Origin of the sequence: Mucilaginibacter xinganensis, assembly GCF_002257585.1 — a bacterium.
In the GTDB taxonomy this organism is placed as follows: Bacteria; Bacteroidota; Bacteroidia; order Sphingobacteriales; family Sphingobacteriaceae; genus Mucilaginibacter; species Mucilaginibacter xinganensis.
The window spans coordinates 3,051,150-3,069,266 of the sequence record NZ_CP022743.1 but is presented as its reverse complement, the minus strand read 5'-3'; the positions used below and the strand labels follow the sequence as shown (position 1 = coordinate 3,069,266).

Below are 18,117 nucleotides of genomic sequence, written 5' to 3'. Positions count from 1 at the left end.
TATATCATGAACGTCAAACGGTAATTTGCCTCTTGATGCTGGAGGTTTATTGTTAGTTGTAGTCAATTATTAGCTGATCTTCAACAGCCGTTACTCCCGGAGCCGACCATGCTGCCCTTTCAATGGCGTTTTTCTCTATTCTTGATCTTGTTGAGCCACTTAAAATTACTTTGTCACCAACAGTATCAACTTGTATGTTGCCTGCCTCAAAATCGGCGCTGCGTTCCAGGGCTTGCTTTATGCTCTCTTTAATTATAGCTGTGTTAACCCTTGGTTTAATTAAAATTAAATTACTTACGCCTTTAACGCCTTTCAAATACTTGATAGCACCAGTTGCCGAGTCTCTTTGGAAGTGCCAGTCAACCTCGCCTTCAAGATATACCCATCCATCAGTAACTTTTACTTTAATATTTTGATCAGGGATAGCTGTATGCCATTTAAGCGTATTAACAATATTGCCGGCAATTTCGGCATCGGTAAGCGTAGTATCAGTAAATTTAACCACGAGTTCTTCAGCAACTGCTTTTACACCTTTAACCCGCCAGGTTGCATTTTCTGCAGCGAGTTTCTTACCATAGCTGTTAACACATCCATTTAATGTTACTACGCCATTTTTTACGGCTACACCAATTTCACTTGCGTTCAGGATAGGCTCCCATCTAAGCTCATCCATCACATCTTTTTGGATTTCTGAATCAGTTTTCATAGCAAAAAAATTCAATGATTTATTAAACAAATATTCTTTTTATGCTCCTGTAATTAAATGATTGCGGTCATTTAACTAATTGATATTAAGCACTAAAAGTAGTTGCCGGATATTGTGGACGCTATTTTTTTTGTGCATTATATAAACTGAAATATTACCCCGGGCATGGGATGAGAAGAATACTTTTTTATAATGAAATATTTGATATAAGTTATTGTTGATTAGGAAATTAGATTGTATATAATAGTAATAGGAATGTATTGTATTTGTTTATTAATTAAAAAATTAGTATTAAATTTGATTAATCCCTTCTTAGTTTAAAAAGCGTTACTTCTTTATTCTCTACAAACTTCTCTCGTGCTATTCTAACTCTTACCTAACTAATATCAAATACCATGGACCATGCAAAAAACTATTCTCTTAATTGAAGATAATGACGATATAAGGGAAAATACTGCTGAGTTGCTAGGGCTGGAAGGCTTTTGCATTATCGCCGCAGATTGTGGCAGCAGCGGACTGAATTTGGCGGAAAAACATTTACCGGACCTGGTAATTTGCGACATAGTAATGCCGGGGATGGATGGTTATGAAGTGTTTGACGCATTAAAAAAAAACGACCGCACCAGACGGATCCCTTTTATATTTACTACGGCAAAATCCGAACAAACCGACAAACAAAAGGCGGCATTTCATGGTATTGATAGCTACCTGGTGAAACCCTTTGATGAAAAAGAACTGATGATTTGTATTGAAAAATATTTACACCAATAGTAGTTCACAAAATCATCAGTATTTATTGCCCTGGATTGGTTGTTGTTGCCGGTACATTGTTCTTATTTTTTTCTTTCAAACGCTGTTTCTCCAGGTTTTTAAAATAGCCGCGCAATAAAAAATTATGTTTTAGCGCCTCCATATCCTGGGCAAAGGCATCCGTACCTTTTTGTACATTGTCCATGCTTTTGCTTAGATTTTTTGCGAGTGTGCTGTCCTTTAATAAAAAATGCAGGGTTCCTTTTCCGCCCTCCAGGTCTCCTTTTACCCCTTTTAACATGCTGTTAAGCTGTAGGGTAAAGTTATTTGCATTGTCGCTGGCTGATTTGATTTTCACCATGGCTGTGTTCAGATTGGCGGCAAACCCAGTGTCACTTAATAAAACGCCAGCGGCTCCTTTTCCATGCTTTGTCTGGCTGATCAGGTCGTTAAGCCCGCCTGTAAGTTCATTTGCGTTAGCACTGGCTTTGCTAATGTTTTTTAGGGTTGATCTTATATTTCTCTCTAATTCCTCATCATTAAACAGCGCTAAAATTTTACTGTTATTGATGCTTAAAACAGTTCCCTTTAATGCTTCAGAGATACTAGCAATGTTGGTGTTGGTTTTTGATAGTGTCTGCAACATTTCATCCGTATTTACTACTTCCCGGTGCGCAAGCTGATCTCCTTCATCGACAAAAGGGGCCGATACTTTTGAAGGAGAAATATTGATAACTTTATCGCCCATCAATCCTTCAGTACCTATTGATGCAATTGCATTTTTATGAATAAAAGGTTTTACTTTATTGTCAATCAGCATTAATACTTCAATTGATGAGTCGCTAACAATAGTTATTTTCTTCACAGTTCCGGCCTGTATGCCTGCGAAAAGAACATTGTTACCTTCTATTAATCCGTTAAGGTTTGAGAAATTAGTCTTCAGTTCAAAATTGGAGCCAAACATGTTACGGTTCTTACCAATCATATAGAAGGCAAATATCAAGGCAATCAGCCCTGTTAACACAAATGTGCCTAGTTTTATATTATTTTCTCCCTGTTTTGCCATTACAATATCATTCAAAAAATTGTTTTATATTTTCATCAGTTGAGTTCTCAAACTCTTCATAAGTTCCCTGTAGATAGCATTTTCCATCCAGCAATAATACCACCCGGTCAGCTGTATTTTTTACACAATTCATATCATGCGAAATAATGATAGATGAGGCGTGATATTTATGTTGCAGTTTAACTATCAGCTTATCAATTTCACGTGCTGTAACAGGGTCAAGTCCTGTAGTTGGTTCATCGTATAAAACAATTTCGGGCTTTAAAATCATGGTTCGTGCCAACGCTATACGCTTAGCCATTCCCCCTGATAGTTCAGCGGGCATCATATCAATGGTGTGCGGTAAATTCACATTCTCCAGGGTTTCTTTAACAAGCCTGTCAACCTCTTGCTGCGAAACATCTATGGAGTGCCTACGGAGTGAAAATTCAAGGTTCTCACGCACGGTCATTGAATCATACAATGCATTGCTTTGAAAAAGGAAACCAATTTTGGTTCGTAACTTATCCAAATCATCATGATTTAACTCAACAACATCATCTCCAAAAACAAGTATTTTGCCGCTGTCGGGTTTCAATAGGCCGATGAGGCATTTTATCAATACCGATTTTCCGGAACCGGATTTACCTAACACAACAACGTTTTCACCTTTATTTATAGTGAGATTAAAGCCATTAAGCACTACATTTTTACCGAATGCTTTGCATAAATTTTCAATTACTATAACCTGCCCGTTATTCGGACTGTCGTTACGATTGCTATTTGATTTATCGGCTGCAGTTGTCATAGTACTTTAGTTAAGCCCCAATAAATCAGTTAGCTGTACCGCCAGCAAATCAATTACAAATACAAGGATTGATGACAGCACTACTGCGGAGTTAGCAGAAATACCCACCCCCTGAGTTCCTTTACTTGAATTATAACCTTTATAGCAGCCAACAATACCTACTGCAAAGCCAAAGAAAAAGGTTTTAACAAATGCTGGGATAAAATCGCTATAAGTAAGGCTGTGGAATACCTCTGTAAAAAATAAAGTAAAACTGGTTACCGAGCGGATGTTAACACCGATATACGCCCCGAATAACGAAACGGCATCGCCCAATATGGTAAGGATGGGAAGCATCAGCGTGGTAGCAAGTACCCGGGTAACTACCAGGTATTTAAACGGATTGGTTCCCCCAACCTCCATGGCGTCAATTTGCTCAGTAACTTTCATAGAACCCAGTTCGGCCCCTATGCTGCTGCCTATTTTTCCGGCGAATATCAATGCGGTTATAACCGGACCGATCTCACGCACAATAGCTATACCTACCATTACCGGCAATTCTGAATCTACACCGTAATGCTCAAGCGAGGGGCGCAGCTGCATGGTTAGTACCAGCCCCATTATAAAACCCGTTAGCCCTACCAGTGGGAACGATTTATAACCTATAAGGTAGCATTGTGCCAACAGCTCTTTAATTTCATAGCGCGGCTTAAAGCCCTCAGAAAAAAAATTGCCTGCAAACCTGGCAATGCTTCCTGTTTGATTTAAATATTCGCGTGCTTTTACCAGTAAATCCATTTATTTATGATATTGGATTGCATGAACCAATTCCGCCGGCTGGGCTTGCTGATCATTTATATAGAATAGAAGTTCCTTTTGATCTTGTTTAAGTATAGTAGCTCTTATACCCAACACGTCTTTTATTTTTACCCTGAGGGCCTGCTGCGCATCCGGTTCACCGTGTACCAGGTAAACATGGGCCGGTATAGTTTTAAAATCTTTTAACCAGCATATGAGTCCTTTTTGGTCAGCATGTGCCGATAAGCCATCAATTTCTTTCACAGTTGCATTTATTAGGTAGTATTGACCATGTATTTTGATTTCATAATCCTTATTTAATAAGGCTTTTCCACGGGTTCCTTCGGCCTGGTATCCAATAATCAGGATAGTATTTTTTGAATCAGAAATATAATGTTTTAGATATTCAAGCACACGCCCCCCGGTAAGCATTCCGCTGGCTGCAAGAATAATTTTGCTTCCTTTTTGATTTATTATTCGTTCGGTTCCATGATAATCTTCATTAATTGTTATGCCGCTGAACATTTGTTCACATTCCTTTTTGCTGATAGTGATCCATTGCGGATACTTTAGCAATGTTTTGCTTGCTGATGCAGCCATTGGGCTATCTAAGAAAACAGGAAGCCCTTGTGGGATACTTTTGTTTCTTTTTAATTTATAAATGATATGAATTACATCCTGCGCCCTTCCAACTGCGAAGCAGGGGATTAGTATATCTCCTTTTTGAAGCAGTGTTTCATTAACAACGTCTGCCAAGGCTTTGTCCGGATCTTCTTCTTCATGCAGTCTGTTGCCATAAGTTGATTCCATAACCACATAGTCTGCTTCGGAAGCATGAACAGGATTTGGAAGTAGTTCAGAATTATGACGGCCAATGTCACCAGAAAAAACTATTTTTTTTCCATAACAGTTCACTAACACGGAGCAGGCACCAGGGATATGTCCTGCTGGTGAAAATTGAAAGCTCAGGTTATTAGTTAAACTGTAGTTTTTATCAATATCAACCGGTACAAAATACCTTAATGCGGTTTCCACATCTGCAATGGTATAAAGAGGCCGGGCCGGGGTATGTTTACTGTAGCCGTGTTTATTTGCTTTTTTAGCATCCTCTTCCTGTAGCTTAGCGGCATCACGTAATATTAGTTCCGCCAGGTCACGGGTTGGCCCAGTCATATAAATCTTTCCGCGAAAACCATTTTTAACCAGTTGGGGAATATAACCACAATGATCAAGGTGTGCATGTGTAAGTATTACAGCATTAATAGCTGAACCCTGTACAGGCAACGGCTCCCAGTTTTTTTCCCTGAGCGATTTAATCCCCTGGAACAACCCGCAATCTACCAATAAGGTAAATTCCGGCGTATTCAATAAGTGCTTGGAACCAGTTACCGTTTCTGCCGCACCAAGCGACTGTAGGTAAACGGCCAGTTTGTCGCCTCCGATTAAATTATCTGTCATCGCTCCCATATTATATATTTAATAATAAAGCTTTATTTCTACATCCATTCAGCCGCAAATCGGTTAAATTCATGATGCATTTCATTAAATATGTTTTCTTCTGTAACATATTGCTCGTATAGATTTTTGTTCTTATCAAGTGAACTTTCTGTAACAAATCCGGTATTTTCAGTTATCTGCACTTCAATAGTTTTTAAATTCGCGTGAAGGTAATGGCGCAGATCATCAATTTGCTGGCGATGTATAATAAATTGATTCTGAAAATGCTCCACCTTTTCCAATACTTCTTTGCCTGTATTATCAGCAGCAATTTCTTCAAGTCGTTCCTGTAATATCGTAAGCTCCTGCGCGTAAAAATCAAGCCCTCTCAGGGCATCATTATGCAGATTCGTAATCTGCTTAACATTGATACTTTTCATAGTACAAGGATATTTCAAATTGAGCCGGGATCTAATGACCAGCGGCACGATTAAAAGTGATTTCGCTCACATTAACAAAACGCTGTCTTTCTCTTTTTGCGGGCCGGTTGGATCAGGTTAAATGTGATGCAGATCATTTCAGTGAATGATTAAAGTCATGGAGTAATGAAGACTCGCCAGTTAGCTTTGAGTAATTAAAATCCCCTGGATACCATCCTTACTCAACATACTCCTAAAATTGTCAAAATGGAAAATTGCATCAAAAAATTCAGTGAAATAGGCATAAAGGATATTGCAGAAGTTGGCGGAAAGAATGCTTCATTAGGTGAAATGTTTAATTGTCTAATCCCTAAAGGTGTATTAATTCCCAATGGCTTTGCCATCACTTCTGCAGCTTACCGCTATTTTATAAGTTTTAACAAACTGGAAGAAAAACTGAATGATTTAATGAAAGAACTGGACAGGGACACCTATTTCAATCTTTCGAAAATTGGCTTTAAAGCAAGGGAACTAATGTTTCAGGGTGTGGTGCCAAATGATTTAAGGCTGGCAATAATTGACGCCTATGATTATTTGTTTGAGTTTAAAGACCCGGCTGTGGCCGTACGTAGCAGCGCAACCGCAGAGGATTTGCCCGAAGCCAGTTTTGCCGGTCAACACGAATCTTTTTTAAACATTACAGGGCATGCTGCATTGCTTGGTGCTGTAAAATTATGTTTTGCATCGCTTTATACCGATAGGGCAATAAAGTATCGGGAGGATAAGGGCTTTGCGCATGATAAAGTTTTTCTGTCAGTTGGCGTGCAGCTAATGGTAAGGGCTGACCTTGGCTGTTCAGGAGTTGGTTTTACCCTTGAACCTGAATCTGGTTTTCGGGACGTTGTACATCTTGCAGGCGTGTGGGGCTTGGGCGAAAATATGGTGCAGGGATCTGTTACGCCAGATGAGTTCCTCGTTTTTAAACCTTCTTTGAAAAATAAAATGAAGGCTATAATCCGGAAGAGCCTGGGAAGTAAGAGTGAAATGATGGTTTATTCAAATACTGAAGACAAAGCAAATTCAACCGTTAATATAAATACACCCTGGGAACTACGCGGGCAATTTGTGCTGCAAGATGCGGAGATTGAACAATTAGGCAATTGGGCGCTGGTAATTGAAGAACATTATCAAAAACCTATGGATTTTGAATGGGCCAAAGATGGGATCAATCATCAGTTGTACATTATACAGGCCCGGCCGGAAACTGTTCATAGCCGGGAAAAAACTGTCAAAATAAAATCCTATCAAATAAAGCAGAAGGGAGAAATTATTGCCAGCGGAAAGGCCGTTGGTAATAAAATAGTCTGCGGGTTTGCAAGGGTATTAACGTCAACTGGTGAAGCCGGTAAACTAAAAGCAGGTGATATCTTAGTTACTGATACTACGAGCCCCGATTGGGATCCTATTTTGAAAAAGGTTTCTGGTATTGTAACTAATAAGGGAGGCCGGACCAGTCATGCTGCTATTATAGCCAGGGAACTTGGCGCTGTTGCTGTAGTTGGTGCTCAAAATGCTACAGAAAATATTAGAGACGGCGAATTAATTACGCTAAGTTGTGCCGAGGGTGAAATTGGCAACGTTTACCGCGGTAAATGTATCTGGACGGAAACTGAAACAGATATCAGTAAAATTCATTTACCGGAATTGGTAAAAGCACAGTTAATTATCGGAGATCCGGATCAGGCTTTCCAATTGTCGTTGTATCCAAACGATGGAGTAGGATTAATGCGTATGGAGTTTATTATCAGTAATTATGTAAAAATACACCCAATGGCATTGGTAAATTTTGAAAGAGTAACAGAGGAAACGGAACGCCTTGAGATTAATAACCTGACATTGTTATATCAGGATAAAAGACAGTATTTTATTGATAAACTCTCGCAAGGGGTAGCTACTATTGCTGCAGCTTTTTACCCAAAAGAAGTTATTGTAAGGATGAGTGATTTCAAGACAAATGAGTATGCCGGTTTATTGGGCGGCCGGTATTTTGAGCCTGAAGAAGAGAATCCTATGATCGGTTTCAGGGGGGCGTCCAGGTACTATAACGAACGTTACAGGGAAGGTTTCAGGCTTGAATGTGAGGCAATGAAGGTTGTAAGGGATGAAATGGGCCTAACTAACGTTAAACTGATGATTCCGTTTTGCCGAACAGTGGGAGAAGGGGAGAAAGTGGTGAACCTGATGCATGAATACGGTTTAGAGCGGGGGAAAAACGCCCTTGAAATATTTGTAATGGCCGAGATTCCCAGTAATGTATTGCTGGCAGAAGAATTTGCACAAATATTTGATGGCTTTTCTATTGGCTCCAATGATCTTACTCAGCTAACGCTCGGGATAGACAGGGATTCAGCGCTGATAGCCGACTTGTTTGATGAGCAAAACTCAGCCACTAAACAACTAATTGTAAGTATGATAAAGAAAGCTAAAAAGCTTAACAAGAAGGTAGGTTTATGCGGCCAGGCGCCAAGTGATTCGCCTGCTTTTACCCAATTGCTGGTTGAAACGGGGATCGATAGCATCGCTTTTAATCATGACGCGCTGATTCGTGGAATTCAAAACATCAACGACGCGTTGGCCCAACAAAACAAGTCATACCTGCGTGAACATCAAACTGTGTAAATTAACTCATAAATTTGAAAATCATGGCGGTGGTAACAAGCAAAACTTATACAAATACAGTTATTTACTGGTGGCTGATATTGTTTTCGGGATTTGTACTGGTGGGGCTTGGGGTATGGGTTTTGCTTTCCCCGTTTGAATCTTATTTGTCATTAAGCGTTGCTTTCGCCTTTGGGATATTAGTAACAGGCTTTTTCGAGGTTTTTTTTTCAATTGCCAATTATAAACACCTTGCCACCTGGGGGCTAACATTGTTTGGCGGGCTTGTTGACATTGCAGTAGGTAGTTACCTGTTATTTTACCCACTAATCACCATGGCTATTTTGCGGCTAATTGTTGGGTTTTGGATTTTGTTCAGGGGGATGTTTGCAATAGGGCACTCTATAGGAATGCGTTCCCGGAGTTTTTGGGAATGGGGGTGGCTTTTGTTATCGGGGATTTTTATCGTGTTTTTTGCGTTGATGATCCTGGGGTACCCGTCATTCGGGATTGTGAACATTATTTTATGGACAGGGCTCGCTTTTATATGCGCAGGTATCTTTAGAATTTACCTTTCCATTAAGTTCAGGCAAATAAAAAATATTCGGGGTCGTTAGCAAAAAATACTATTTAAGTGCAATAAGGCTTTCATTAATAATGTTCTGTTTGTTTTTATAGCTCAATAACCCTGACAACAATTTCAGGTTGAACCATTTTGAAAATTTCAGCGCGCCTTTATAATTCAGGTGCCCAAAGTCAGCGTACTCACTGTCTTCCAACGGAAAATCATTGAAGTCCAATAGTTCAGTATCCGAAAACTTATGCTGCTTAATTGCCAGGTAATCTTTTTCGTTTTTCAAATATTCGTATTGTTTGTGTTGCGGGCTCCTGACCAGGAACACCCGTTTATGCATTTGTTTACAAAAAGCTATGGTTTTTTGTAGGTATATTATATTTACCGCAGAATAATTAGAGGATGCTTTTTCGGCGCTGGTGGTCATCGGTTTTATTTCGTGCTTTTGAACTTCCTGCAGGTGTAAATAGCCGCCTAATTTGGAAGTATAATTATAATTAAAGGTTAAAACATGGTATAAGTCATGTTTTGTTGCTATTGAAAGGCAATTCAAAAAATCTTTTGAATTGTTTTTTGCCAATAACATGAGATCGGGTTTATCAATAAAAGGGAAATACTGTGGAAGCATATTCGACATGTATTTATATCCCCAGGTCCATTCATTCATTTTTTCATCTATCTGGTTATTTGAATACTCAATTAAAACGGTCTCAATTTGAGGGTTCTGGCTTAAAACTTGCTTTACCTTTTGGTAAGTGTAAAAATAAGGTTCTGCAGATTGGGACAGGTTTTTAAAATCTGCTATTACGGAATCGTTAAAGGCACATTCGGGATGCGAATGGCCAAACAAAACTATTTTCGATTTTTTATCAATTTTAAAACTTGAATTTTTATTTATTAAAAAGTACGGTCCGCAAATTAAGCAAATAAGCAGCGCCATGGACATCGCGAAAAATTTGATTGTCTTTATTAAAAAGGGTCTCATAAATTAAAACTGGAAGTAAATAAACTGTTGCTCTCTTCCCATGAACAAGAAAATAAGCAAGATGATACTAAAATAAAATGCCAGCCTGTAACCTCGGCTTTTAAGTTTTCCCAATTTTGCAATAGCGTATTGGTTTTCACGGCCGTTCCATTCGATAACTAAAAAAATTAAAATTAAAATCATGGTTTCCAATACCTCTAAACGATTAGCATCAAATTGAGGGATAGTGAAAAGCGATCCCGAAAATATTCTGCTGATATAATTTGTAGCGTCACTTAAACTACTGGCCCTGAAAAATATCCAGGCAAAAACCACCAGTGAAAACGTAAGCAACATGTTAAGAAACTCCTTTAAAGTTGGCAGGCTTTTGCCTTTTGCAACTATTTCCAGGTTATTTCGGTTGGTGTTGAATAGGATAGAGGGCATTATAAACAATGCGTTTAAAAATCCCCATGCTATAAATGTCCAGTTCGCACCATGCCAAAAGCCGCTAACTAAAAATATTATAAATGTGTTTCTTACCTTTTCCCATGTTCCTCCTTTGCTTCCTCCCAATGGGATGTACAGGTAGTCTCTGAACCAGCTTGATAACGAAATATGCCAACGACGCCAAAACTCTGCAATGTCTCTTGAAAAATAAGGGAAAGCAAAATTCCTAAGTAATTCAATTCCAAAAAGTTTGGCTACACCTAATGCAATGTCAGAGTAGCCCGAAAAATCACAGTAGATCTGGAAAGTAAAAAAAAGTGCTCCCAATACCAATGTGCTGCCGGAGTAAATATGTGAATTGGCAAAAATGGTATTCGCGTACACTGAACATTGGTCAGCTATTACGGCTTTTTTAAACAGGCCCCAAAGTATTTGCCGTAAACCATCAACCCCTAGCGTATAGTCGAATATCCGTTTCCGTTTCACTTGTGGTAAAAGGTGTGTTGCCCGTTCAATAGGGCCGGCAACCAACAGCGGGAAAAAGCTTACAAAAAGGGCATAATCTACAATATTTCGTTCTGCATTGATCCGTTTCTTATAGATGTCAATTACATAAGATAAGCCATGAAAAGTGTAAAATGATATTCCCACAGGAAGGATGACTTTCAGCGTCCACGGGCTCACATAAAAACCTAAATTTGATATAGCCTCCGAAAATGATCCGGCAAAGAAATTATAATATTTGAACACTGCCAGAAACCCCAGGTTTATTGAAACACTTAGCCAAAACCAGAATTTTCGTTTACCCGGTTTTTCGGTTTCACTCATTTTTATACCTGTGAAATAATCAAGAAGTGTTGAGAAAATGAGCAGGAACATAAAGCGCCAATCCCAGCAGGCATAAAAAAAATAACTGGCGACAAGCAGCAATATATTTTGAAGCTTAAGGTTCTTATTTAAAACAAACCAGTATAAAATAAACACACCCGGTAAAAAAATAGCAAACGAGACAGAGTTAAAAAGCATTTGATTTTTTTTGAATTTTATTTATCAATCTTCTTTAATCGCTGAGAGGCGGAATTTTTTTTGAAACGCAGAATGGGGGTAAGAATGCTGTATTAGATTCTCGAATATTCCGTTATTGGTAAGCCGGAACGATCAAAACGGGGATATTGTTATAGTTGAATAATTTTTTTGCCAGAACAGCTTTAAATATGAATTTAAAAAAATGATATTTTCTATGGGGCATTATAAGAATATCAATGTCCTCTTTTTCCACAACATCGTTAAATGTGGTTTCATTTTCGGCGCCATTAAAGTCATGATAGTTAATGGCGGGGTGTTTGTCTGGCGATGAAATATATTCTAAAAATTCCGACACAGCGTCGTCGCTTTTGAGGCAGGGCAGCCCATCAGCGCTTACATGAAGTAAAGACATATTTGAATTGAGCTTCTGCGCTAAATTTCGTAACATTTTCAAATTTTCAAGGTTATACATGCCCGTGTCGGTAGTATAGCAAATGTTTGTTACTTCGCCTAATAATGCGTTTGAGGGGATAAGTAATACAGGGCATTTTGCCTGGTCGGCTATTTGATTAACATACTTTCCAAAAAGGAAATTTGAAAAATCCATGCAATGGTGCGTTCCTATCAATATCATATAAACCGCATCATTTTTTATAATTTGCGCAATACTATTTTCAATAGACCCTTCCTTGATAAGATATTGCAGTTGCGGTCTAAATCCTTCACTGCTGTCAAGAATAGGCTGAAGCATTTTTAGCTGCCTTTCGATATTAAGTAAAAGTTCTTTTCGTGATAAATCAAAGGATTCGCAGACACCATGGTCATCCGAAATATTTTTCAGTATGCCTTCCTCGTTAAAAGGACACAATAAAATCAGGTCGCATCTCAAAGCGTATGCAAGTCGCAGCGCGTTCTTAGCGGTACTGTCATCCTGTGACTTAAGTTCATTTAGAAAGAGGATGTTTTTCATCAGCAAGGCCCATCAAAACTCAGTGGCGCGTTCGCTAATTTTTTAGCGCCGCGCCCTGAACTTTATTAATTAACGTTTAACTTTTCAGGATAAAAATGGCAGGGTAGCAAATAAGATTATTTCCAAATTTTTATTTAAAAATGCAAATAATATTATTTAAGCAATGTCTTATCGGTACAACAGATTATACAAAGAAGATTGTAGAAAACGAGGTGTCCAGGCGGAAAAATAAAATTATAAGCAAACCGGTATTGCCATGGTTTAAAACTTCCGTGTACTTTTCCAATAATTTAATATACCTGTCCATCCAGTAATAAACGGCATTTGGCGGAGGATCTGCAAGGTGTGGTTCAATTCTTCTGTGTTCAGGATTAACGGTTACACTATTGATTGCAAACTCTTCGGGAAATTCCTTTGAGAAATCATGGCCAATTACAAAGCCAATCCTTTTTATAATTTCAACACTAAGCCTTTCCATTTCAAACCAATTGTAAATGGTCCGGCGGCTAACGTCCAGGTTTCGTGAAAGTTCACTAATACTCATACGATCCCTGCGTACCACCCGCTCTAAGATTTCGCCCATGTGAGAGCAAGACGTATGTTGCGCAGTAGAATTGCTTAGACCAACGCCTGGGTAATTGTTTTCACTTTGCATATGTATAGGTTTTATCATTGTGATCTTTTTTACAGGTTTCCTGAGAGTAACTAATTTCATAGTCAAATCAGAATATTGCTTCGTTGTTATTTAAATTTTGTTCATAAATGTATAGATAAGATTTTCAGCTGTAAATGACGCTGATCAACCTGAAAACATAATCAAAGTCAAATTTGGTAATTCGTTTTTTTTTGTATATTCGCAATTTTTTTATTTCTTTCATAATTAAGCTTATTTCGCGTATAACCAGATTATTGATAAAAGATTTTAAATGATCTCTGGTAATTGGGCAAAACTGTGGTGCTTAGTAATTGTAAATTTTTAGTTAGTGGTAAATATTATAATATCTCTAATTTTTCCATTTTGAGATCTAACTTCTCATATTTTGAGTTATTACTTATAAAATCAGGAAGTATAGATTTCATTTTCGAAACCATCAAATCAATATTATTACTTGCGTTGAGTTCCAGCAAATCTTTAATTAAATTGTCAACATCTATATAGCAGTTGGAGATAGTTTTTGAAATTTTTATGCTTTTATTATACGTGGGAATTACCAGTTCCTCATCATTTAAAAGCTCTTCATATAATTTCTCTCCCGGCCTTAAGCCTGTAAAAATAATTTCAATATCTTTTCCGGGTTTTAAACCGGCTAGTTTTATCATATTTGCTGCCAGGTCGGTGATTTTAACAGGGTCTCCCATATCAAATAAAAATATTTCGGCACCTTTTCCCATTACTGCGGCTTCCAAAACAAGCTGTACGGCTTCAGGTATGGTCATAAAATAGCGTGTTATATCCGGGTGAGTTACTGTTACAGGGCCCCCGCGTTCAATTTGTGATTTAAACCGTGGTATTACAGATCCGTTTGAGCCGAGTACATTGCCAAACCGGGTGGTTATAAATTTTGTTTGGCAAAGGCACCCTTCGCTTTGGCCGTCAAATCTGTGTTGCCTATTAAGCATAGCGTTGTTCAACGATTGAATATACATTTCGGCGATACGTTTGGTGGCTCCCATAATATTGGTTGGCCTTACTGCTTTATCCGTAGAGATCATTACAAATTTTTCTACCCCAAACTCAAGCGATATATCTGCAATATTTTTAGTTCCCCATATATTTGTTAAGACTGCCTCGGTTGGGTTGTTTTCCATCATAGGTACATGCTTGTAAGCGGCAGCATGGAAAACAATTTGAGGCTTATACAAATTGAACAGTGTTTTTATGCGGGTCGTATTTTTAATATCTGCAATAAAAATTCGTGTTTTGCCGGCGTAAATCCCATCCTCTATTTCTAATTGGATATCATGCAAGGGCGATTCAGCCTGGTCGCAAAGAATTATATATTCTGGATTGTAACTTAATATTTGTCTTACAATCTCTGAGCCAATAGAGCCCGCCGCTCCTGTAACCAAAATTTTTTTCCCGTCAAGCTCATCAAAAACGTGGTCTTTACATAATTCAATAGGCGCACGCTCTAAAAGGTCCTCGATTTTTAAATCCTTGAACTCATTTAAATTTGGTCTGCCATTAATCCATTGTTTGGATGGGGGGACGGTTATTACTTTAATTCCCAGTTTAATACATTCGTCCAGCGCCGCCCGTTTACAGTCGCTATTTAGTCCTTCGGCGGTAAAAAACATTGTTTTGACGGCATATTTTTGTTTTAAACAAGCGATATCCTGTATCGGGTAAACGCGTTTTTGTTCAAGATGCTTATGTATTTTATCTGCTTTTGAATCAATAAACCCAAGTACATTTATTTTAAGCTCATTTTGTGCCTCCACTGCGTTCTTGATTAAAATTGCTGAATTGTTTGATCCATACACTAACACGTTGTCCTTTTTTAATGTATAACCCGGCACGCAGATATAAACAAACAGATCTTTGATAACAATTCGCATTCCCATTAACAAGGATGAGGATATGAAGATATTTATCATTAACACATGCGCAACTCCGCTTAAGCTGAATTTAAAATAAGGGGAAAACGGCATCGTTAAAATCAATGTAAAAAGGATATTACTAATAAGCACCGCCGCAAAAACACGCATCATGTCCCTGGTATTTGAGTGCCTGATGATGCGGGTGTGTATCCGCATGTACAAAAAAACAAAAGTTGCACAAATGCTATATAATATAATTGCATAAAGATTATATAATTTAAGATATGGTTCACCTTTCAAATAAAATGAAAGGCAAAGGGATAATACCACTATAAAAAAATCAATTAATAGTATTAACCACCTCGAATATATTTTTTCGGGGAAAATTAAATTTTTTATATAAATCATTTTAAATAGATATTAGCGATGAGACAGGTTGGTTATAGCGATAAAGAGGAAAAAAATCTACATCAGAATTTTCATCAATACCTTTTTCATGAAGAAGTTGCTGGTAAACGGATGGATTTGCTATAAAGCGCCAGCTTTTGTAGGGCAAAACATAATCGGTGAAAGACGTTTTCCATTTAAAAATAGTATCATCTTTAAAACCAACTCCACCACCTAGGTTATAATAGCGCATACCTAATGCTCTTCCAATTATGGTAATTTCATCCACCAGGAATTTGGTTGGGCTGTGGCATAGGTATTTTGTTCTCGTACCAACAAGATGGGCCTGAATTATACCATTGGTAAAAATAATTATAGTAGACGATATTACAGTATCGCCATCATATACCATTAATATTTTGGCATGATATTCTTCTGTGTTAATTAATTGATTAATATATGTTTCGCTAAATAAATAAGAATCAGAAGCGCCCACACGCGACATGGTTTCATTATAGATTTCAATAAAAGTAGCTACGGCGGCCGGCCCTTTTTCTTCTCGTACTTTAAAACCTTTTTTCCAGGCATGTTTTACAGCATCCATCGTTGATTGCCGGTACCGTTTTCGTTGTTCTTCAATATTTATTGATAGGTCTAAAACTACTGTCAGGCCATTTTCATGTACTCCGCCAAGCGTTTCAAGTAATATCTGTTGTTTATAAAATGGATGCATTCTTGAAAATACAGAAACATATTTTCCGGCTTCCACGAAATCAAGGAAAGCGGCCTTGAAATTTTCAATCATCGTGTCGCCCAAATCCTCCATTTTTTTATTTGAAATTGGGCCTGAAAAACCATACACACATGTCAGATCGTAAAAAGTGCTTCCGGGAATTTGCCTTTTTACTAAAGGCAGCGCTATAAAATCAGTACCTTCTTCATAAATAAATAGCAAGGAGGATGCGCTGGTGTCGATGTGATGATAATGCCAGGTATGACAAAAATCATATTCCATTGCGTTTTGGACATACCAATTCCATTCATTTTTATCCGCGATAGTAAATAATTGGGTCATATTTTTGAGTTTAATTTTTTATTTATCATTTCTTGAGAAAACCGAGTTTTAAGATATTCTTCTTCAATGCGGACATTCGGATAAGCCCATCCTCTTTGCCTGTAATTTCGAAGCCTGCCTTTTCATAAATGGATATTGCAGGAATGTTTGCAGGATGCACCCGTAAATAAACAAGTTCCAGGTTTCTTTCCAAAAAAGCAAACCTCAGCAATAGCATAGTTGCCTGGTAACCAACACCTTTTCCCCAGTATAATTTATTACCAATAAACAAATGCAATTCTCCCCCGCATTCAGTTATATCAAGTAGTTGAACGTTCCCTATGTATGTGTCAAGTTCTTTTAAACATATTGCAAACCGGCTTTGGTTGGGTTTGTTAAGGTTTTCCCGCAGCCACTCCGTTTCTAACTCCGGCGTAATGTACATAGTGGGTTTAAATTTAGTATAGACCCAAATTTCCGGATCATTTCTCCATTGAAAAGATGTTAATGCATCTGATAAAATCAATGGCCGCAGGTATACTGAAATTGTCATAAAAATTGTTTTAGTGTATTTAACATAAATAACATATCCTGAAGGCTATACCTGTGATCGATAGGTAACGGCACTAAACAACGTGCAAGGTAATTTTCAAACATGGTTGCGTCGGTCCACTCAAATACATTTGGCCAATAGGTTGGTACATATATTCTTTTCTGAATTAAATGCAGATGCAGTTGCCTGTCATTAGTTAAAAAAGGGTACACCATCGGCGAGTGGTGCCCGTTTGAGCTGAACTTAAATAGATTGTGTTCTTTTAAGTGCTCATGTAAAAAGTTGAAATTTCGTTTCCTAATCCTTGCACACTCTTTGTAATCAATACCCGCAAGGATCTTCTGAGTTAAATACGACATGGTTTTTATATTATTACGCTCAAGATCTTTGTTATTAGCCAGGAAACTGGCATAACCTTTTTCTACGCCCATATCAATGCTTTTTATTAGATGCAGAAAACGATGATACGAGACGTCCACCGGAAATTTCCGGTTTGATTTTTTATTGATCTGTAAATAAGCACCATCCGGAACACCAAAAAATTTTCGGCACGAGTAAAATGTATCAACGCCGGGCAGCGGTTTGGAAAAAAAAGCCTGGGAATTGTCAATAATCAGGTTTTGGATTTTACTACCTAATTTCTGGGTAGTCTCACTTTTAAGTCCAAAATAATTAGTGTACAAAAAGCATGCATCGTTTTCAAGTTCAAAATCAATAATAGGATCAAGCCTGGGATCAATTGAATAAAATTGTCTTGCTATTTTAAGCCTTTCAACAGGTTCAAGCAACACATCACAAGTAAAATACGGGAGGTATATTTTTTTATATTTCTTTTGTCTCAAGATATATTCCAGGGCATTGCGTCCGGTGTTTAGTTTAATAAGGTTTGGATAGAATTCTTCTCCTTCCGTTAGCTGAAGTTCAAAATATCCCCCAATCGATTCCAAACCAGTTCTGTCTTTTTGCATGGTAATTAATTATAGGTTTATTGGAGGTTG

17 protein-coding genes are annotated in these 18,117 nt (G+C 37.9%); 3 read left to right on the top strand and 14 right to left on the bottom strand.

Features of this window, described 5'->3' with window-relative positions; translation table 11 throughout:
* Positions 1 to 52: 52 nt before the first annotated feature.
* Entirely contained in the window at positions 53 to 706 is a 654-nt protein-coding gene (locus MuYL_RS13515; protein ID WP_094572940.1) for a BON domain-containing protein, read from the bottom strand.
* 402 nt (positions 707 to 1,108) lie between these two features.
* On the opposite strand from MuYL_RS13515, the gene MuYL_RS13510 reads away from it, so the two are divergent.
* Positions 1,109 to 1,477 (top strand): response regulator, encoded by a 369-nt coding sequence (locus MuYL_RS13510; protein ID WP_094571080.1) that lies wholly within the window; start codon positions 1,109 to 1,111, stop codon positions 1,475 to 1,477.
* A gap of 22 nt (positions 1,478 to 1,499) precedes the next feature.
* Here MuYL_RS13510 and MuYL_RS13505 read toward each other — a convergent pair whose 3' ends face one another.
* Genes MuYL_RS13505 through MuYL_RS13485 form a run of 5 tightly spaced genes read right to left on the bottom strand, consistent with a single transcriptional unit; the run spans position 1,500 to position 5,963 of the window.
* Positions 1,500 to 2,522: an MlaD family protein gene (locus MuYL_RS13505; RefSeq protein ID WP_094572939.1), complete on the bottom strand. Its 1,023-nt coding sequence runs from the start codon at positions 2,520 to 2,522 to the stop codon at positions 1,500 to 1,502.
* Positions 2,523 to 2,529: 7 nt separating this feature from the next.
* Complete coding sequence (locus MuYL_RS13500; protein WP_094571079.1) at positions 2,530 to 3,309, bottom strand: ABC transporter ATP-binding protein; 780 nt, start codon at positions 3,307 to 3,309, stop codon at positions 2,530 to 2,532.
* A 6-nt stretch (positions 3,310 to 3,315) separates the two neighbouring features.
* Positions 3,316 to 4,086 carry an MlaE family ABC transporter permease gene (locus tag MuYL_RS13495; RefSeq protein ID WP_094571078.1) on the bottom strand — a complete coding sequence of 257 codons (771 nt, stop codon included), beginning with the start codon at positions 4,084 to 4,086 and terminating at the stop codon, positions 3,316 to 3,318.
* On the bottom strand, positions 4,087 to 5,544 hold the full coding sequence (locus tag MuYL_RS13490) for an MBL fold metallo-hydrolase RNA specificity domain-containing protein (protein WP_094571077.1): 1,458 nt from the start codon (positions 5,542 to 5,544) through the stop codon (positions 4,087 to 4,089).
* A 38-nt stretch (positions 5,545 to 5,582) separates the two neighbouring features.
* The gene (locus tag MuYL_RS13485; protein ID WP_094571076.1) at positions 5,583 to 5,963 is read right to left on the bottom strand and encodes a hypothetical protein; all 381 of its coding nucleotides are present in this window, start codon (positions 5,961 to 5,963) and stop codon (positions 5,583 to 5,585) included.
* Positions 5,964 to 6,209: 246 nt separating this feature from the next.
* On the opposite strand from MuYL_RS13485, the gene ppsA reads away from it, so the two are divergent.
* On the top strand, positions 6,210 to 8,621 hold the full coding sequence (ppsA, locus tag MuYL_RS13480) for a phosphoenolpyruvate synthase (protein WP_094571075.1): 2,412 nt from the start codon (positions 6,210 to 6,212) through the stop codon (positions 8,619 to 8,621).
* A gap of 23 nt (positions 8,622 to 8,644) precedes the next feature.
* Complete coding sequence (locus tag MuYL_RS13475) at positions 8,645 to 9,217, top strand: HdeD family acid-resistance protein (RefSeq protein WP_094571074.1); 573 nt, start codon at positions 8,645 to 8,647, stop codon at positions 9,215 to 9,217.
* Between the two features lie 9 nt (positions 9,218 to 9,226).
* Here MuYL_RS13475 and MuYL_RS13470 read toward each other — a convergent pair whose 3' ends face one another.
* The 8 genes from MuYL_RS13470 to MuYL_RS13435 form a co-directional block, all read right to left on the bottom strand.
* Complete coding sequence (locus tag MuYL_RS13470; RefSeq protein ID WP_157740844.1) at positions 9,227 to 10,159, bottom strand: hypothetical protein; 933 nt, start codon at positions 10,157 to 10,159, stop codon at positions 9,227 to 9,229.
* Positions 10,160 to 10,162: 3 nt separating this feature from the next.
* Positions 10,163 to 11,614, bottom strand: coding sequence for an MBOAT family O-acyltransferase (locus MuYL_RS13465; RefSeq protein ID WP_094571072.1), 1,452 nt, complete (start codon positions 11,612 to 11,614; stop codon positions 10,163 to 10,165).
* 112 nt (positions 11,615 to 11,726) lie between these two features.
* Complete coding sequence (locus tag MuYL_RS13460; RefSeq protein ID WP_094571071.1) at positions 11,727 to 12,584, bottom strand: universal stress protein; 858 nt, start codon at positions 12,582 to 12,584, stop codon at positions 11,727 to 11,729.
* A gap of 184 nt (positions 12,585 to 12,768) precedes the next feature.
* Positions 12,769 to 13,167, bottom strand: a complete 399-nt coding sequence (locus tag MuYL_RS13455; RefSeq protein WP_211710138.1) for a helix-turn-helix domain-containing protein — start codon at positions 13,165 to 13,167, stop codon at positions 12,769 to 12,771.
* Between the two features lie 410 nt (positions 13,168 to 13,577).
* The gene (locus tag MuYL_RS13450) at positions 13,578 to 15,341 is read right to left on the bottom strand and encodes a polysaccharide biosynthesis protein (RefSeq protein ID WP_245845536.1); all 1,764 of its coding nucleotides are present in this window, start codon (positions 15,339 to 15,341) and stop codon (positions 13,578 to 13,580) included.
* Between the two features lie 193 nt (positions 15,342 to 15,534).
* A complete protein-coding gene (locus tag MuYL_RS13445) occupies positions 15,535 to 16,587 on the bottom strand; it encodes a GNAT family N-acetyltransferase (protein ID WP_094571070.1) in 1,053 nt (350 codons plus the stop codon).
* Between the two features lie 25 nt (positions 16,588 to 16,612).
* Entirely contained in the window at positions 16,613 to 17,119 is a 507-nt protein-coding gene (locus tag MuYL_RS13440) for a GNAT family N-acetyltransferase (protein ID WP_094571069.1), read from the bottom strand.
* On the bottom strand, positions 17,116 to 18,087 hold the full coding sequence (locus MuYL_RS13435) for a hypothetical protein (protein ID WP_094571068.1): 972 nt from the start codon (positions 18,085 to 18,087) through the stop codon (positions 17,116 to 17,118). The genes MuYL_RS13440 and MuYL_RS13435 overlap by 4 nt, the downstream gene beginning before the upstream one ends.
* Between the last annotated feature and the right edge of the window lie 30 nt (positions 18,088 to 18,117).

What these genes read in the sequence shown, in the direction of transcription:
- MuYL_RS13515 (WP_094572940.1), bottom strand. Translation starts at nt 706, where the DNA reads ATGAAAACTGATTCAGAAATCCAAAAAGATGTGATGGATGAGCTTAGA.
- MuYL_RS13510 (WP_094571080.1), top strand. Translation starts at nt 1,109, where the DNA reads ATGCAAAAAACTATTCTCTTAATTGAAGATAATGACGATATAAGGGAA.
- MuYL_RS13505 (WP_094572939.1), bottom strand. Translation starts at nt 2,522, where the DNA reads ATGGCAAAACAGGGAGAAAATAATATAAAACTAGGCACATTTGTGTTA.
- MuYL_RS13500 (WP_094571079.1), bottom strand. Translation starts at nt 3,309, where the DNA reads ATGACAACTGCAGCCGATAAATCAAATAGCAATCGTAACGACAGTCCG.
- MuYL_RS13495 (WP_094571078.1), bottom strand. Translation starts at nt 4,086, where the DNA reads ATGGATTTACTGGTAAAAGCACGCGAATATTTAAATCAAACAGGAAGC.
- MuYL_RS13490 (WP_094571077.1), bottom strand. Translation starts at nt 5,544, where the DNA reads ATGACAGATAATTTAATCGGAGGCGACAAACTGGCCGTTTACCTACAG.
- MuYL_RS13485 (WP_094571076.1), bottom strand. Translation starts at nt 5,963, where the DNA reads ATGAAAAGTATCAATGTTAAGCAGATTACGAATCTGCATAATGATGCC.
- ppsA (WP_094571075.1), top strand. Translation starts at nt 6,210, where the DNA reads ATGGAAAATTGCATCAAAAAATTCAGTGAAATAGGCATAAAGGATATT.
- MuYL_RS13475 (WP_094571074.1), top strand. Translation starts at nt 8,645, where the DNA reads ATGGCGGTGGTAACAAGCAAAACTTATACAAATACAGTTATTTACTGG.
- MuYL_RS13470 (WP_157740844.1), bottom strand. Translation starts at nt 10,159, where the DNA reads ATGAGACCCTTTTTAATAAAGACAATCAAATTTTTCGCGATGTCCATG.
- MuYL_RS13465 (WP_094571072.1), bottom strand. Translation starts at nt 11,614, where the DNA reads ATGCTTTTTAACTCTGTCTCGTTTGCTATTTTTTTACCGGGTGTGTTT.
- MuYL_RS13460 (WP_094571071.1), bottom strand. Translation starts at nt 12,584, where the DNA reads ATGAAAAACATCCTCTTTCTAAATGAACTTAAGTCACAGGATGACAGT.
- MuYL_RS13455 (WP_211710138.1), bottom strand. Translation starts at nt 13,167, where the DNA reads ATGGGCGAAATCTTAGAGCGGGTGGTACGCAGGGATCGTATGAGTATT.
- MuYL_RS13450 (WP_245845536.1), bottom strand. Translation starts at nt 15,341, where the DNA reads ATGCGGATACACACCCGCATCATCAGGCACTCAAATACCAGGGACATG.
- MuYL_RS13445 (WP_094571070.1), bottom strand. Translation starts at nt 16,587, where the DNA reads ATGACCCAATTATTTACTATCGCGGATAAAAATGAATGGAATTGGTAT.
- MuYL_RS13440 (WP_094571069.1), bottom strand. Translation starts at nt 17,119, where the DNA reads ATGACAATTTCAGTATACCTGCGGCCATTGATTTTATCAGATGCATTA.
- MuYL_RS13435 (WP_094571068.1), bottom strand. Translation starts at nt 18,087, where the DNA reads ATGCAAAAAGACAGAACTGGTTTGGAATCGATTGGGGGATATTTTGAA.